The organism is Amycolatopsis sp. cmx-11-51 (assembly GCF_047608665.1).
Lineage (GTDB): Bacteria > Actinomycetota > Actinomycetes > Mycobacteriales > Pseudonocardiaceae > Amycolatopsis.
In genome coordinates this window covers 59,103-75,138 of sequence record NZ_JADNQO010000004.1, presented here as the reverse complement: position 1 = coordinate 75,138, position 16,036 = coordinate 59,103, and the positions used below count along the sequence as shown (strand labels likewise).

The following is a 16,036-nucleotide window of genomic DNA, read 5'->3' as shown; positions in this document are numbered from 1 at the left end:
GTGCCTCGGTGGGGACTGGGAAGAACCTAGCGGGAAGCACCGACAGTTCTGATCAGATTCGATGATTTGCGAGCTGAACGGCCAGATCCGCGAGATCTTCGGCGTGGAAGTCGAACCGATCCGTCGCCGACGGGGGGTCCCCGATGGGCCTGGCGACGTAGGCGGTCCGCAGACCGACGCTCTGGGCACCTCGCAGGTCCCAAGCGTGGGCGGCGACCATCAGCAGCCGCTCCGGCGGCACATCGGACACCTTGACGGCCAGTTCGTAGACGGCCGGGTCAGGCTTGTAGCTCTGTACCTCCTCGGCCGAGAGCGCCTGATGCCAGCGGAGGCCCGCGTAGGCGTTCATCCGGAGCAGGGTCGTCCGACTGGCGTTGGAGAGGCCGATGAGCGCGTACTTCTCGCCGAGGCGAGCAAGCCCTTCGACAGTGTCAGGCCAGGGCGGCATCCTGCGGCCCGCTGTCGCGAGCGCTTCCGTCCGGGCGGCTTCGCGGTCGAGGACGTCACTCGCGACGTACGGCCTCTCCCCTGCGACGATGCGCCGCTGCTCGGTTTCGACGTGACCCAGCCACCGGCTGACCAGCTCATCCGCGTCGGCAGCCGGTACGGCTTGACGGACCGCCGCACGAATCCCGGCGGGCTCGTCGACGAGCGTGCCGAGTATGTCGAACACCAAAGCGTCGATCTCCACGGACAACCTCCAGGTAAGGGTTAAAGTGGCGGTTAACCGTGAACGTACGAGAGGTTGGTAAGGGATGCAAGTAGCGTTGGACGATTACGTCTGGGCGGCGGGCATCGCTACTGACCTGGTCAACACCGCTTCCGAGGTCTGGCACGGCGAAGATCACCTGCCCGATCTCGCGTCTCTCGCCGTCTTCGCTGACCTTCACTCGCTACCCGAGCCCACTCGACCCGGTGATCTGCGCGCCGTCCATCGGCTGCGCGCCACGGTGCGGGAACTGATCGATCACCCAGACCGGGCACGCCTCATCGCCGGTGCCTCCGCACTCACATCACCGGCCGGTCACGTCACCCTCGCCGACAATTCCGTGCGCTGGGCGGTTTCACTTCAACCGGGCACTTCCGTGTCGGACGCACTGTCCGTGATCTGTGGCGTCGGGATCCTCGGCGTCGTTCAGGCTCTCGGCACGGAACGGTTCCGTGCGTGCGGCGCGCCTACTTGCCGAGGCGCGTTCATCGACACGACACGACCCGGGCGGCGTCGCTATTGCATGCCGGGGTTGTGCGGGAACCGCGTCAACGTGGCCAACCACCGGGCACGCCTCAAGCATCGCGACGTTTGAAGCCAGCCACTCCGGCGACCAGCGATAGCGCGACGCGGGAAAGCATCACCAGCACCGCCCCGATCGGCGGAAGAACGTATGCGTCGTTCATTCTTGTCAGCTGCGGCGGCAAATTCGACGGCATGAACGAGGCGACACGTTCTCCGAGCGGTAATGGGAGAAAGTGCGCGAAAATCGGGATCACCAGCAGCGCGGCGCCGAGAGTGACCAGAGTGCCGGTCATCGAACACAGGAGCAGGCCGAGGCCCAGTGCGATAAGAGCGGCGATGACGCCGGTCGCCACCACGGAAGGGATGGCGTTACTGCCCGGTGGCGGTGTCGCGAAAGCCACTTTCGGGACGTCTGACGTCCCGAAAGTGGCTTTCGCGACACCCGGGGGTGGCTGGTGCGCCCCTCACGGCGAGGGTGAGGACGGCGGAAACCATGCGGGCCAGGGCATGGCGCGCTTGTCATCGCGACAACGCCAGGCTGCGAATAGTCTCCATTCAAGCGAACCTCTCGCTGCTCAGGCGAGGAGTCAAGCGCCACGGGTGAGGCGAACGTCGAGCTTAGGTGACCAAGCACGAAGAGCCGGAGCCCTCCCCGGCAACCACCGGGAAGGGCTCCGCTCACACCAAGGGGTCAGACCCCGGCGATCTGCTGGATCCAGGGCCGGTACCGCGTGATGTTCGTGTAAGCGGTGGTCGTCTGCCGGTCACTGGTCGAAGCGACGCCGACCTGGCGGCCGGAAGCGAACATCGGGCCACCCGAGTCCCCGCCGGCGGTGATGCCGTCGCCGCGGCGCGCGCACACCGCGATGCCACCGTTGTAGTCACGGCAGGAGACCGACGTGACCGAGACGTTGGCGACCTTCAGGTAGCGCGACTGGCAGTTGATCTCCGAGCCGCACTGGCTGGTCGCGCCCCAGCCGTAGACCTGGACGGTCTGCCCGACGGAGACGTTGGCGGTGGTGCCCAGCGGCGAGTACGTGGCGTTCACCGGCGCGGTGAGGCGCACGATCGCGAGGTCCGCGCTGGCGTGGCGGGTCACGGTCGAGCCGGTGGCCATGGTGCCGCCGCTCTGCTGGTCGAGGCTGCCGATCCGGAAGGTGAACGTGCCGCCGCCGGCCACACAGTGTTTCGCGGTCAGGATGTACTGCGGCGCGATGATCGTCGAGGTACAGGTCTGACGGCCGTTGGCGAAGAGCCGGGCCGCCCACGGGCCGCTCGACGCGTTCTGGCCGCCGATGATCATCGGCTGGACATCGGAGGACGGTTCCGCGGCGGACGCCACGGGGGCGGTCACGCCGAGCAACGCCGCGAAGGCGGTGCCGGCGATCAGGGCGAAGGAGCGCAGTCGCATGGTTCCGGCTCGTTTCTGCGGCCCGGGGTTCAGCCGCGCGATAGGGACGGGTGTGCTGATTCTGGGACGCGACAAGAGAAATCGGACACCGCCGAAAGTCGTGCAATAGGTACCTATCTCGTCGTCACGACCACCCTTAAGGGTTCTTCTAGGTATCGAACCGAGCGGTTCGATACTCCGCCCGGCGTCCGTCCATTTGGGACAGATGGCGGCATAACGCCGGGGACATAACTTGTCGCCGGGGCTTCCGGTGAGCGCCGTGCGGCGCCAGAATCGGGATCATGACCGCAGCACAGTGGACCCCGACCTACGGCGACCCCTTCGAGCCGGTGCCCTACCACCCCACTCGCCTGTCCGAGGAAGAATCGCTGGCCACCGCCGCCGATCTGCGCCGCCGCATGGACACCCGCCGCACCGTGCGGATGTTCTCGACCGACCCGGTACCCGAGCAGGTGCTGGTGGACGCCATCGCGGTGGCCTCCACCGCGCCCAGTGGCGCGCATCAGCAGCCGTGGACCTTCGCTCTCATCAAGGACCCCGCGACCAAACAGCGTATCCGCGAGGCCGCCGAAGAGGAGGAACGCGTCTCCTACGAGGGCAGGCTCGGCGAAGAGTGGCTCTCGGCGTTGCGCCCGCTGGGCACCGACGCCGTCAAGACCCACCTCACCGACGCCCCGTACCTCATCGTGGTCTTCCAGCAGCGCTACTTCCTCGACGAGGACGGCACCAAGCACAAGCACTACTACGTCGACGAGTCGGTGGGTATCGCGGTCGGCATGCTGCTTACCGCGTTGCATCTGTCCGGGCTGGCCGCGTTGACGCATACGCCGTCGCCGATGCGGTTCCTCGGCGAACTTCTGGAGCGGCCGCAGAACGAGAAGGCGTTCGCCGTCATCCCGGTCGGCTATCCGGCGGACGACTGCGTGGTGCCGAACCTCGTGCGCAAGTCGATCGACCAGGTGCTGATCCGCCGCTGAGCGGACGCGTGACCCAGGTGCGTGCACGCACCCGGGTTGCGCGAACCGCTTGTTTCCACACAGCCAAACTGCGCATTAGTGCACTTTTATGCTCGCTTTGATGCATCTCTTGACATATCTGGCGGCGATTGGACACAGTCTGGGTACCGAAGGTGACACGAAGGAGTGTTCTTCATGGCCGACCTGCCCTCTGTTTCCCGGCGGACACTGTTCGGTGGCGCTCTCGCCGCCGGGGCGCTCGCCGCGATCCCGGTGAGTGCCGACGCCGCAGAGACCACCGGAGCGGAAAGCGCGCCCCGCCGTCCGGGCCAGCGCAGCATGATCGGGGTGCCGTTCGACCGGCACCAAACCGTCCGGATCGGGCTCATCGGTCTCGGCAACCGCGGTATGTCCATGATCGGCGGGTGGAGCGCCGTACCCGGCGCCGTGGTCACCGCGGTCTGCGACATCCGTGCCGAGCGCGCGAAGGCCGCCGCGGACAAGCTCGCCGCCGACGGGCGACCGCGCCCGGCCGAGTACGGCGGCTCCGCCGACGCCTACAAGAAGATGCTCTCCCGCACCGACATCGACCTCGTCTACATCGCGACGCCGTGGGAGTTCCACTACCCGCAGGGCAAGGCCGCCCTGCTCGCCGGCAAGCACGTCGGGGTCGAACTGCCCATCGCCACCGAGCTCGGCCAGCTGTGGGACCTCGTCAACACCAGCGAGCAGACCCGCAAACACCTGTTCCTCGCCGAGAACTGCAGCTACGGCCGCAACGAGCTGGCCATCCTCAAGATGGCGCACGAAGGCGTCTTCGGCGAGGTCACGAACGGGCACGGCGGCTATCTGCACGACCTGCGAGAACTGCTGTTCTCCGACACGTATTACACCGACGCGTGGCGCCGCAAGTGGCACACCCGCAGCACCGCGAGCTTCTATCCGATGCACGGTCTCGCCCCGATCGCGGCCTGCATGGACGTCAACCGCGGCGACCGGTTCGCCACGCTGCGCGCCACGGCGACCGAACCGAAGGGACTCGCCGACTACCGGAAGCGGCACATGCCGCCGGGCCACCCGTCGTGGAAAGAGACCTACATCAACGGCGACCTGGTGAGCTGTCTGATCGAGACCGAACGGGGACGGATCATCCGCGCCGAGCACGACGTCAGCTCGCCGCGTCCCTACAGCCGCATCAACAGTCTCGCCGGCAGCCGCGGCATCGTGGAGGACTACCCCGCCCGCATCTACGTCGAACCCGACCACAGCGGGCACGCGTGGAAGGACTTCGGGCCGTACCGCGAACGTCACGACCACTGGCTGTGGAAGAAGCTCAAGGACGACCCGAACCTCGGCGGGCACGGCGGCATGGACTACGTGCTGCAGTGGCGGATCGTGCAGCAGATGCGCGCGGGCCTGGTGCCGGACATCGACGTCTACGACTCCGCGGTCTGGTGCTCCCCCGTGCCGCTGAGCGTGGTCTCGCTGGCCCGCGGCGGTAAACCGGTCGCGGTGCCGGACTTCACCCGCGGCGGCTGGTCGAAGCCTCGGGCAGGGCTGGATTCGCAGCCGTCGGAGATGCCTAAGTAGGCGAGTAGCGAGGGACGACGCGGTACACCCGGAGATCCTTCGGGGTACCCTTGGCGCGGAAGTTCCGGCGCGGACGCACGATGACGGCGTCCGCGTCGAGTTCTTCCACGACACTGCCGCTGGCCAGCACCTCGTCGCCGTCCGCCGCGGCCATGACCCTGGCGGCGATGTTCACGTCGACACCGAGATAGTCGTTGCCGACACGCTGCGGGTTCCCGCGGTGCAGGCCCGCCCGCAGGTGGGGCAGGTAGCCGTCGGCCTTGATCACGCTCACGGCGGAGCACGTCTCGTAGGCGGCGTTCACCGCTTCACCCGGGTCGGCGAACACGGCCATCACGCCGTCACCCAGCCCCTTGACGACACTTCCCCGATGCCCGGTGACGACGGACTCCGTCACGTCGGCGACGGCGCGGAGCAGTTCGAGGACACGGTCGTCGCCGGCGTGCAGCGCCCAGGTCGAAAAGCCGACGAGGTCGGTGAACAGCACCGTGATCCCGTTCGCGGCCAGTGGCTGGTCGCCGGATCGACGGACGGCCTGCCAGGCCTGCACGGCGGCCAGCCCCAGTTCACGGGTCGCGCTCGGGCGATCGGCGCCCGCCTCGGTGAGCAGCCGCGCGAGCCTGTCGGACGAACGGCCCGTCGACGTCGCCAGCGGATCACCGGGCGTGTCGGCCCCGGGGACGAGCTTGCGGAGGAGCCGCGCGCCGCGCACCAGTTCACCACGCTGGTCCGTCGCCCGCAGGAACTTGCGGGTCCGGAGGTGCCACGGCTCGGGTCGGTCGGTCACGATCATGACCCTAGCCGGTCACCCTGCGACCGGAGCACCTGTCACCGGGGTGACAAGAAACTCCGGCAGATTTCCCCTTTCCGCTTTCGCATGACAAGTCGCGATCACATCATTCCGCATACCCGTGACAAGATCGGCGCGCAAAGAAAACGCAAGTAATCTTTCCCTTTCCCCGTTGGTGACTTTCCACCTAGATTCGGCGGCGAGCCCATTCAACGACGAAAGGACCAGACATGACGGAAACCCTCGTACGGAAGGGTGTTCGCCGGTTCTGCGCGGCCGGGATCGCCGCCGTGGTCGCCGGAACCGTGATGCTCACCGCGGCCGGAACCGCGGCCGCCGTCGAAAAGAATCTCACGTACAAGGGTGGCTTCCCCCTCATCGGCGACCAGCAGGTGGCGGTGGTGGTGAAGGCGGAAATCCCGGCGACCGCACAGGCCGGAACGCCGATTTCGGTGCCGTTCACCCTCGACGTCGATTCCGGACAGGCCGCGGGCGACGGACTCCGGCTGGTCGGGGCCACGAAGCTTTCCGGCACGATCAGCTCGAAGGTCAACGTCGCGCTCGGCGAGCAGAAGGTGTCGATCCCCATCGAGCTGCCCATCCCGGACACCGAGGTGCCCGCGGAAGGATCGCTGAAGTTCACCGCGTCGGGCACGGTCGACTTCACCATCCCGGCGGGGACCCCCGCCGGTGAGGCGACCAGCAGTGTGGACCCCGCGGCGACCTCGCACATCGTCACCGACAGCTCGCTCGGCGAGTTCGACGTCCAGCTCACGCTCGACCCGCCCGGCCAGGACGCCACCCTCGGCAAGACGACCGTCAGCTGAAACCCCGTTTCCCCCGGCTCGGCGAGCCGGGGGAAACGCGTCTTGACCTCCAGCACACTGGAAGTTGCACGCTGTCGATCATGTGGATTTGCGACAGGTGCGGTATCGAACATCCCGCCACTCCGGAGCCGCCCCGGTGCGTTCTCGACCGCGGCGAGGTCGGCATCGAAGAAGCCGGCGACCTCGGCGCGCACACCGGACGCTGGTGGACGCACGAAGAACTGATTTCCGCGCCGCACAAGACCTCGCACCGTGACCACGGCCGCGGCCTGCACAGCATCAAGCGAGAGCCGCATTTCGCCATCGGGCATTGGTCGTTCATCGCGGTGACCCCGGCGGGCACCCTGCTCTGGGATCCGCCGTCCTGGTTGGACACCGAAGTGCTCGACGTGGTCCGCGGTCTCGGCGACGTCGCCGCGATCGCCACCAGTCACCCGCACATGTTCGGCGCCCAGCTCGGCTGGAGCCGCGCGCTGGGCGGGGTCCCGGTGCTGGTCAACGAACGCAATCGCGAATGGCTGCCCGCGCCCGACCCGGCGTTCGAGTTCTGGGACGAGCACGCCGAACCCTTGCCGGGACTCGAACTCGTCCGGCTCGGCGGACACATGCGCGGCAGCGCCGTGGCCCGCACCCCGGACGGCAGCATTCTGGCCGGGGACACGATCACCGGCGGACTCGCGCCGGACTGGGTGTCGTTCCAGCGCAACTTCCCCAAGCACATCCCGATGTCCGCCGCCGTGGTGCGCCGGATCGTCGACCGGCTCGACGACTTCTCCTACGACCGGCTCTACACCCTCGGCGGCGACACCATCGATCGTGACGCCAGGGCCGTCGTCCACCGAAGCGCCGAAACCCACATCCGGTGGGTGAACGGCGACTTCGACCACCTCACTTGATTGCGTTCTTCTCTTTGCGGCGGAAGGACAACGCGATGAAGCCCGCCATCGCCATGAAGAACGCGACGGACCACATCCCGGCACGGAAGCTGCCGGTCAAACCCTGCAGCCACCCGGTGAGATAGGGGCCCACGAAGCCCGACAGGTTGCCGAACGAGTTGATCAGGCCGATCCCGGCGGCGGCGCCGACGCCGGTGAGGAAGGCGTTGGGAAGCTGCCAGAACACCGGGATCGCGGTGAACACACCGACCGCGCAGAGGGTCACCGCGATCATCACCATCAGTGGCGATCCCAGGTACAGCGCGACGGCGATCGAGACCGCGCCGACGAACGCGGCGATGGCGACATGCCCCGCCCGTTCGCCGGTGCGGTCCGAATGGCGTGCCCACAGCACCATGGCCACGGCGGCCACGGCGTAGGGAATCGCCGTGATGAGCCCGATCTCCACGACGCTGTACGTGGTCTGGAACTGCTGCTGGAAGCCCTTGACCACCTGGGGGAGGAAGAAAGCGAGTACGTAGAGGCCGAAGATGATCCCGAAGTAGACGGCGCTCAGCGCGAGCACACGCGGGTCGGTCAGGGCCGATCGCGTGCTCACCTCCTTGCCGACCTCGCGGGTGTCCTCCGCGTCGATGGATGACTGCAACGCCGTGCGCTGCACCGGAGTCAGCCATTTCGCGTCCTTCGGCCGGTTCGGCAGCAGGAAGAACACGGCCAGGCCGAGGAGGATCGAGGGCACTCCTTCGGCGAAGAACATGAAGCGCCAGCCCGCGTCGAAGCCGAGGACGCCTTCACCGTTCTGGATGAGCAGGGCGGAAACCGGGCTGCCGATGACCGACGACAGCGGCACCGCGAGGAAGAACAGCGCGACGATCTTCGCTCGTTGCTTACGCGGGAACCAATAGGTCAGGTACAGGATGATGCCGGGGAAGAACCCGGCCTCGGCGATACCGAGCAGCACCCGGACGATGTAGAAGCTGACCTCGCCCTGGATGAACGCGGTGGCCGAGGCGACGATGCCCCAGGTGACCATGATCCGCGCGATCCAGATCCGGGCGCCGACCTTGTGCAGGATGACGTTGCTGGGCACCTCGAAGAAGAAGTACCCGACGAAGAACAGACCGGCGCCGAGCCCGTAGGCGGCCGAACTGATGCCGAGGTCGGCGTTCATGGTGAGCGCGGCGAACCCGACGTTGACCCGGTCGAGATAGTTGAGCAGATAGAGCAGCCCGAGGAACGGGACCAGCCGGATCATCGCTTTGCGGACCGCTTGAGAGGTGGACACCTCTGCCGTCTGTTCGTCCATCCGCGGGAGTGTAGAGGGCGATCAGAACAACGGGGGCAGGAAGGCACCGAGGTTCCCGCCCGCGGCCCGATCCGCCGGGTCCGGATCGACCTGGACCGAGTCGGGATTGTGTGGGTCGTAGGTGACTTTCACCGTCGAACCGCGGGACGGGGTCTGCAACGGCGAGGTGGTCATCGTCGTGACCACCGTCCGCTCCCCGTTTTCCGTGGGGAACCGGACCTGCACCGTGAACCTCGGATTCCCCATCACCCAGACGTTCGTGAACTCGACGCCGATCAGCTGCCCGGTCACCTGGCGGCCGGTCTGCGCCAGCGCCTGCGCGCGGTCGTCCGCCTCCGCCCTGGTGACGAACGCCCGCCCCAGCACCATGACCATGACCAGCGCCGTCACCCCCGCCACTCCCGGCACGAGATACGGTTCGTAGTAGACGATCCAGTCGACGTCGGTCCACGGCTCGGCCACGCCGCCGCCGACCGGCAACCGTTGCCCCACCGATTCGGGCGGCGTCCACGACGGGATCGCGAAGCCGCTGCCCAGCGCCACACCGAGGGATGCGGCCAGGCTGCTCGCGCGGAAGCCGACGCCCATCCCCCGCAACGACATCCCACCGCCCCACAGCATCGCGAACCCGAGCGAGGACGCCACCGTGATCGAGGTGCTGAAGAACAGGACGAGCGAGACCGCCGGGCCCGCGTCGGCCCCCCACGCGCCGACGCGGTTCAGCGACATCAGCCGGAAGCCGTCCAGCAGCCCGAGGGTTCCCGACCAGCCCGCGACCGCCCAGGCGAGCGTCGTGGGCACACCGAGCAGCCACAGGCGCAGGCCGGGACGGCGGGCCTGCCGGGGGTCTTCCGGCAGAGCGAACTCGAAGGACCCGAACATCGCCACTCCCTACGCGATCGGGCCGAACACGGCGACCTTCGCCGGGTCGGCGGGGTCGACGCGGGCCTCGTGCCGGGTTCCTGGCGCGTACTGCTGGATCGTCGCCAGCGGCGTGATCAGCTGCGTCACCGTCCGGTAGGTGGCGCCGTCGGCGCGGATGACCTCGAGCGTCGCGGTGTACTGCGCCTGTCCGGCGATCTTCCGGCCGGTCGGCTCCAGGCCGCGGATCACCAGGGTGGCGGGCTCGCAGGTGTCGTAGAGCCGCCGCAGTTCGGTGCCGTATGCCTGCAGTTCCTGCCGCTGGCGCAGCTGCTCCTCCATCGGCAGCGCCAGGAACGCGGCCATGTCCGGGTCGGCGTTCATGGTCCGGAACGCCTGCGCGGCCAGCTGCGGCGTCGGCAGCTGCGGGGTGATGTCGTGCCCCTGCGCGGCGGCGGCCTGACGGAACTGCTCGGCGTGCCGCTGGAAGTCCTGCTCGCCCCGCGCCATGCCCTGCTGCGTCGCGTCGTTGATCTTGTCGCGGATCTTCTTGAACATCAGGTGCCGCCTTTCGCTGTGTCGTTCTCGATGAACACAGCTTCGGCCGGGCGGCCTGCTACCGAACCCAGGTTTTCCCGTCGTCGGTCGCGTCGAGGCAGGTCAGGGGCGCCCAGAAGACCGGCGACGCGGCCGGTTCGGGATTCTCGCGCCAGCGCGCGAGCCTCGACCGCTGCCAGGCGTTCAGCTCGGAGACCGGGTCCTCACCGGCGAGCGCGGTGTCGACGGCGATGACCAGTTCGGCCATTGGGTCCGCGCCGGGCACGGCGGCCGACGTCGGCAGGGCCCAGACGGTCGCGGCGACCAGCCCCGCTCCGGCCGCGACGGCGGCGAGCAGCACACCGAACGGTTCGGCCAGGCCGAAGTCGCCCGCGCTCGCGCAGCCGATCAAGGCCACCCGCGCGGGCATGGTGTCCACTTCGGACAGTGCGAGGTCGGCGGCGGTGTACGGCCGGTGCGCTCCGATCGGCTCGGCCGTGCCGGGGAGATCGGCCGAACAGGACAGGTGCAGCGCGGTCTGCGCGCCGTACTCGTCGCGGACACGGCTGACGTGTCCCACGAACACCAGCCGCGAACACGGCTCGGACAACAGGGAAGCGAGCAGACGGCGGTCGGTGTCGGTGCGGCGGACCAGATCGAGCCCGCGTGCGGCGGCGGGAAGGACCGGGCCGTCGGCCAGCCGCGCGTCCAGGTGCCGGATCAGCGGCGACGTCGTGTCCTGCTTGCCGAGCACCGATCCCAGGTCGCCGAACGCGCTTTGCCCGGGAATCCGCGGATCGAGCAGGTAGACGGGCGGGCCGTCGGCGGTGGGCGGACGACGAGGGATCCCGGCCGGGGCGAGCAGTGAGACGTCGGCGATGTCGAGAACGCGATCGTCGCTGTCGAAGCAGATGCCGAGCTCACCGATGTCGAGCACGCGATCGGCCCGCCGGTCGGGCAGGGCCAGCAGTCCCCACGGGATCCCGGCGAGGCTCGGCGACGGCTGGACGCGCAGGAGCGGACGGTTTCCTCCGTCGGCGGCACGCCGGAGCCGTTCGACCAGGTCGGCGGGCAGGAGATTGAGGGCAAGGACGCGGGCCAGGCGTTGTTCACCGGCGAGGCTGCCGAACGCTTCCTCGCTCAGTGAGCGCCGGACGGCGCCGGCGACACTCTCGCCTTCGTGCGGGGTCGGGGAGGCGGCGTCCAGGTACTCGCGAGCCGTCCCGACCAAGGCGAAGTCGAGCGGATGCGTGTGGACGGTGTCGAGATCCTCGGTGGTCCGCCAGGTGAGGAAGGTGTGCCCGGCGTCGGCGAAGCGCAGGAGGAAGGTCTCACGGCCGGGCTGGGCGGCGGGCCAGGTCTCGACGGTTTCGGCGGCGAGCCGCGGCAGGCGATACCGCTCGGTGGCGAGGCGGTGCCACCGATCCAGCTCCATGGGCGAGGATGGCGACCAGCGCAGGGCGGGCGGTGGAGCGAGCCTGAGCGGGAGCGACGACGTGACGGAACCCAGTGCCGCCAGTGGAAGTCGATCGTCCTCAGTGGACGGGAGTATTTCGAGGCTCGGCAGTGTTCCGGTCAGGTCGAGCGACGGCCCCTCGACCCCCGTGTACGCCCCGACCGCGCAGGTGCGCTCGATCAGTTCGGCCGCCAGCCTCGGCTCCTTCAACTGGGCCAGCAACGCCAGCGTGAGCCCCATCGTCGGAGCGGCGATGTCGCGCGCCCAGGCCGTGCGCGCCGGTGGCGAAACGAACTCGAACCGGTACTCCGCCGCCGCAAGCGTCAGCGGGAGCGCCAGATCCAGCACCGCCCGCAGGTCTTCCCCGCGGGCGAACCCGATCGTGGCCGCCACGAAATCCGTGTGCAGGTAGTCCGACCAGTCCCCCGACGCCCGCGCCGACTCCCTGGCGCGGGTCGCGTAGTCCTCCGCCGTCGCCCAGTCGCCTTCCGCCGCGGCACAGCGGGCCAGTGCCGTGTCGACGAGGCGCAGGCCCGGAACGTCGCCGTTGGCCGTCCGGATCGTTTTCGCGTGCTCGAACTGTTCTCTTGCCTGCGTGACGTCGCCCGTGTACAGCAGCAATGTGCCCAGCGCGTGGCTCGCCTCCGCGACGTCGCCGGTCAGGCCCGCCGCCGCGAGTTCGTCGCGGGCGGCGACGATCGCGGCGACCGCGCCGGGAAAGTCACCCGCCAGGGCACGGCCCTCCGCCAGCCCGATGTCGGCCTTCGCGGCCATCGGGGCGCTCGCGTGCTGAGCGCTCAGCCTCAGCAGGTCGGCCCGTGCGTCGGCGTCCTCACCGCCCGCCTGGCGGATCCGGGCACGTTCGGCCCTGGCCATGGCCTGCTGCTGGATGACCCGTTCGCGGACCTCGTCGATCTCCGCCATGGCCTCCAGCGCCGCCAGGATCTCCTCGAGCGCGACCCGCGCACCCGCCAGATCTCCGGCCGCGATCTGGACGCGCACGTCGAAGATCCGCAGTTCCATCTCGTCGGAACCGTGGATGTCGAGCAACTCGGGCGGATACTGTTCCGGCCCCGCTTCCTTGCGGAACGCCGCCCGGCGGCGCTGCCCGGCGATCAGCTCACGCGCCTTGGCGACGTCACCTTCCTCCGTGGCCAGGGAAATGAGCACACGCTCGGCGACCTCCCGTGAGCCTTCGATCATCCGCACCTCGGCGTACTGTCCGAAGTGGACGATGGCGGCGGTGCTCACCTTGAAGACCTGGAGTACGGCCTCGGCGCATTGCCTCGCGTTGCGCAGGTCCCCCGCGGTGTAGCAGACGTGGGCCAGATCGCTGACCGCGGCGACTTCGAGGTCGGTCCGGTCGAGTTTCCGCGCGATCTCCCGCATCCGCGCGTACTTCCGATGCGCACCGGCGACGTTCCGCACCGCGGCGAGCCGCTTGGCCTGGTCCTGGACCTTGGCGGCTTCCCTGAGCAGCTTGCGATACTTGCTCTCGGAGAGCGAACATGCGGGCACTTCGTCATACCGGACCGGGTCGAGACCGAAATGCCTTGCGACACAACGGCAGTTGTAGCCGTGCGAGGTCGCGGGGCTCAGCTCGGGCGGGAGCGGGCGGTCCGGCGGGGTCTGGGGCGGCGGCATGCCGACGAGCACGTCAGAACTCCTCTTCGGCGGAAGCGGCCGCCGCCCGTTCGGCCAGTGTCCGGTCTTCCGGCGGTCGAGCCCGCACCAGCGCGACCACTTCCGCCCGGTCTTCCGCCGTTGTCCCGGCGACTCCTTCGGCTGCCACACCCACGACGAGCCCGATGCGTCCACTGTGGACGCTCGCCACGAGGCGGGATGCGGCTTCGTCCAGGTCCGCCGTCCCGGTGAACCGCCCGGCTCCGAGCGCCAGGGACACCTCCGCGAAAGGTTCACCGTCGTGGGTCGCGACCGCGGTGAGCGTCGCGTCGGCGAACGCGCCCGCGACGTCGACTTCGAGCCGGGTGGCGGCCGCGGCCGTGACGATCCGCCAGGTCACCGTCTCTTCGGCGGCGTCCAGGATCCCTGACGGTACTCGCGCCCAGTCCACGCTCGCCCGTCCGCTCGCGAGTACGCTTTCCCCGGGTGCGCCGGGATCGGTGCCGGCCGCCAGCGTGTACGCGCGTTGGCCCGGCGCCGCGATCGCCAGGCGTGCCAGTACTTCCGCCGCGGCTTCGGCGCGCACGACGTCGTCCTGGTCGTCGAACCAGGCCGCGAGGCGGGTGCACAGGCTTCGGACCTCGTGTGCGACCGGTGGCGCGGCCGCCAGGAGGGCGTCGTCCGCGATCGCCGTGTCGAACAGCTCGGCCGGGGACGCTTCGAAACCGTCGAGGAGACCTTCGGCGACTTCCTCGACCTCGACCGTCGCGACCGCCGTTTCGAGGTCGAGCAACGCCGGGTCGAGCGAAGGAACTCCGAGCGATGGGCCGGCAGGCCACCAGCGACGCAGCCAAAGCAGCAAGGCGAGTCTGGCCAGTTCCGGCCGGGCGGGAAGGTCCGCGTGCCCCTTGGCCAGCACGGTGAGGCTGGTTTCCGCGCCAACGAGCCGGGTCAGCCACGGTTCCGCGGCTCCGGCGTCGCTGAGTTCGATCCGCATCGAGGACGCCCGACCGGCGAGAAGATCGTCGAGGGCGAAATGGACGAGGCCGCCGTCCGCCGCGACGACGGGGGTGCGCACCGGATGCGTCACGACACGGCCTCCAGATCCGGCAGGCGGGCCACGAGCGCGCGGCGCACCTTCGTCCGCAGATCCAGTGAGGTCGACCGGACCACGCCGGTGACGAGGTCGCGTACGTCGGCGGCGTCGGCGGGCAGGTCGCCGCGGACGTCGAAGCCGTGGAGCCGGACCCACAGTCTGCTGAGGAACTGCTTGGCGAACTCACGCAGATCGCGCAGGAGTTCGGCGTCGGGCCGCGGGGTGAGCGGCGTGGCCCCGGCCAGTGCGCGGCGGGCGTGCAGCACGTAACCCTCTCGCGCGACCTGGGCGTTGAGCTGCCGTGCGAATTCGGGGACGCCCGCTGGCGCCGCGCCATCGAGCGGACGCAACGCGGGCGCGAGGACGACACCGAGCGCGAAGCAGGCGGCCAAGGCGGGCAGGCCGAGCCCGAACCCGGCGGCGACACGGTCGAGTTCGTCGTCGACGAGTTCGGCCACGGAAGCTCGCTCGTCCGGCGGAAGGCGGCGCAAGGTCGCGCGTACCCGGCGCTCGACACTGCGTTCGAGGAGTTCGGCGCCGGTTTCGTCGCGCCGGTTCAGTGGCGGGACGGCGGTGCGGTCCCCGCGCTGCAGGCCGAGGTCCGGTACGGGCAGCCCGGAAATCCTTTGAACGGCCTGGCTCAAGGCCCGCGCCCCACCCGGCCTTCGCAGCGCGAGCCCGAGGGCGTGCCCGGTCGCCGAATCGGCGAGGACCCGCCAGGCGGTGTCGGAAAGACTCTCGACGAACGTCTGGAGCGCGGTGATGTCCTGAGGCGCGGCGGACTCGGCGTGCCAGCGGCGATGCAGCTCCGCGGTCAGATCGGCCGACAGCAGGGGATCCGCGAGATATCCGGTGAGCTGATCGACACCCGCCGCGCCGCCCTCACCGTGCAGATCACGCAACGCCGACGCGGCCGTCGCCGGTGCTTCCGGACCCGGCGCGCCGAAACCCGTCGCCAGCTCGTACGCCAGCGGGAAGCACACGTCCTGGACGTTGCCCGCCGTGATGCGCAAGACGCGGCGCTGCCGTTTCAGATGGATGAACCACGCGGCCGTCGCGCGCAACCGGTCCGCGTCGGCCAAGAGCAGTTCCGTCAGCTCCGCCGCCACGATCGGGTCCAGCACCGGACGGCCGAGCCGGGGACGCGCCGCCGTGCGGATCACCAGCGGGTCGATGATTTTCTTGATCGTGCGGGTCAGCGGGCCGCCGTCGGCCGACGACAGGACCTCCACCCCGGAGATGCTCTCCCACGCCTGCGCGAGAACGGCCGACCGCAGCCGGGACTCGCCCGATCCCGTCGTCATCGCCCTCCCCTCGCTCTGACCGCACTCTAACCGAGCAGACGACTTCCCGGTCCTTACCCCGGAAGGCCGTGGGCGGGAGAAGTCCTGGATGCCGACGTCGACGAACGCTGCCGTACCCGTCGACTAGGAGACCGATTCCGGGCGCTTCG

15 protein-coding genes are annotated in these 16,036 nt (G+C 69.2%); 5 read left to right on the top strand and 10 right to left on the bottom strand.

The window, feature by feature from the left end; all coding sequences use genetic code 11:
* Window positions 1-52 precede the first annotated feature (52 nt).
* A complete protein-coding gene (locus ACM6LU_RS16885) occupies window positions 53-691 on the bottom strand; it encodes a haloacid dehalogenase type II (RefSeq protein WP_414938657.1) in 639 nt (212 codons plus the stop codon).
* Between the two features lie 64 nt (window positions 692-755).
* Between ACM6LU_RS16885 and ACM6LU_RS16880 the strand changes: the two genes are divergently transcribed.
* Entirely contained in the window at window positions 756-1,304 is a 549-nt protein-coding gene (locus ACM6LU_RS16880; protein ID WP_414938656.1) for a CGNR zinc finger domain-containing protein, read from the top strand.
* Here ACM6LU_RS16880 and ACM6LU_RS16875 read toward each other — a convergent pair.
* On the bottom strand, window positions 1,285-1,635 hold the full coding sequence (locus ACM6LU_RS16875) for a hypothetical protein (RefSeq protein WP_414938655.1): 351 nt from the start codon (window positions 1,633-1,635) through the stop codon (window positions 1,285-1,287). The genes ACM6LU_RS16880 and ACM6LU_RS16875 overlap by 20 nt on opposite strands.
* A gap of 290 nt (window positions 1,636-1,925) precedes the next feature.
* Entirely contained in the window at window positions 1,926-2,645 is a 720-nt protein-coding gene (locus ACM6LU_RS16870) for a S1 family peptidase (RefSeq protein ID WP_414938654.1), read from the bottom strand.
* Between the two features lie 281 nt (window positions 2,646-2,926).
* On the opposite strand from ACM6LU_RS16870, the gene ACM6LU_RS16865 reads away from it, so the two are divergent.
* Window positions 2,927-3,622 carry a nitroreductase family protein gene (locus ACM6LU_RS16865; protein WP_414938653.1) on the top strand — a complete coding sequence of 232 codons (696 nt, stop codon included), beginning with the start codon at window positions 2,927-2,929 and terminating at the stop codon, window positions 3,620-3,622.
* Window positions 3,623-3,796: 174 nt separating this feature from the next.
* Window positions 3,797-5,191: a Gfo/Idh/MocA family protein gene (locus ACM6LU_RS16860; RefSeq protein WP_414938652.1), complete on the top strand. Its 1,395-nt coding sequence runs from the start codon at window positions 3,797-3,799 to the stop codon at window positions 5,189-5,191.
* On the opposite strand, the gene ACM6LU_RS16855 is transcribed toward ACM6LU_RS16860, so the two are convergent.
* Window positions 5,184-5,984 carry an adenylate/guanylate cyclase domain-containing protein gene (locus ACM6LU_RS16855; protein ID WP_414938651.1) on the bottom strand — a complete coding sequence of 267 codons (801 nt, stop codon included), beginning with the start codon at window positions 5,982-5,984 and terminating at the stop codon, window positions 5,184-5,186. The genes ACM6LU_RS16860 and ACM6LU_RS16855 overlap by 8 nt on opposite strands.
* Before the next feature lie 227 nt (window positions 5,985-6,211).
* Between ACM6LU_RS16855 and ACM6LU_RS16850 the strand changes: the two genes are divergently transcribed.
* Together ACM6LU_RS16850 and ACM6LU_RS16845 are read left to right on the top strand one after the other, a co-directional pair.
* Window positions 6,212-6,808: a DUF6801 domain-containing protein gene (locus ACM6LU_RS16850; protein WP_414938650.1), complete on the top strand. Its 597-nt coding sequence runs from the start codon at window positions 6,212-6,214 to the stop codon at window positions 6,806-6,808.
* Between the two features lie 80 nt (window positions 6,809-6,888).
* On the top strand, window positions 6,889-7,704 hold the full coding sequence (locus ACM6LU_RS16845; protein ID WP_414938649.1) for a hydrolase: 816 nt from the start codon (window positions 6,889-6,891) through the stop codon (window positions 7,702-7,704).
* Here ACM6LU_RS16845 and ACM6LU_RS16840 read toward each other — a convergent pair.
* Genes ACM6LU_RS16840 through ACM6LU_RS16815 form a run of 6 tightly spaced genes read right to left on the bottom strand, consistent with a single transcriptional unit; the run spans window position 7,697 to window position 15,887 of the window.
* On the bottom strand, window positions 7,697-9,010 hold the full coding sequence (locus tag ACM6LU_RS16840; RefSeq protein ID WP_414938648.1) for an MFS transporter: 1,314 nt from the start codon (window positions 9,008-9,010) through the stop codon (window positions 7,697-7,699). The two genes, ACM6LU_RS16845 and ACM6LU_RS16840, sit on opposite strands and share 8 nt — an antisense overlap.
* A 21-nt stretch (window positions 9,011-9,031) precedes the next feature.
* Window positions 9,032-9,892: a DUF3592 domain-containing protein gene (locus ACM6LU_RS16835; RefSeq protein WP_414938647.1), complete on the bottom strand. Its 861-nt coding sequence runs from the start codon at window positions 9,890-9,892 to the stop codon at window positions 9,032-9,034.
* Window positions 9,893-9,901: 9 nt separating this feature from the next.
* Window positions 9,902-10,429 carry a hypothetical protein gene (locus ACM6LU_RS16830; protein WP_414938646.1) on the bottom strand — a complete coding sequence of 176 codons (528 nt, stop codon included), beginning with the start codon at window positions 10,427-10,429 and terminating at the stop codon, window positions 9,902-9,904.
* A gap of 58 nt (window positions 10,430-10,487) precedes the next feature.
* The gene (locus tag ACM6LU_RS16825) at window positions 10,488-13,520 is read right to left on the bottom strand and encodes a hypothetical protein (protein ID WP_414938645.1); all 3,033 of its coding nucleotides are present in this window, start codon (window positions 13,518-13,520) and stop codon (window positions 10,488-10,490) included.
* A gap of 1 nt (window position 13,521) precedes the next feature.
* Window positions 13,522-14,577, bottom strand: coding sequence for a hypothetical protein (locus ACM6LU_RS16820; RefSeq protein ID WP_414938644.1), 1,056 nt, complete (start codon window positions 14,575-14,577; stop codon window positions 13,522-13,524).
* Window positions 14,574-15,887: a hypothetical protein gene (locus ACM6LU_RS16815; protein WP_414938643.1), complete on the bottom strand. Its 1,314-nt coding sequence runs from the start codon at window positions 15,885-15,887 to the stop codon at window positions 14,574-14,576. The genes ACM6LU_RS16820 and ACM6LU_RS16815 overlap by 4 nt, the downstream gene beginning before the upstream one ends.
* Between the last annotated feature and the right edge of the window lie 149 nt (window positions 15,888-16,036).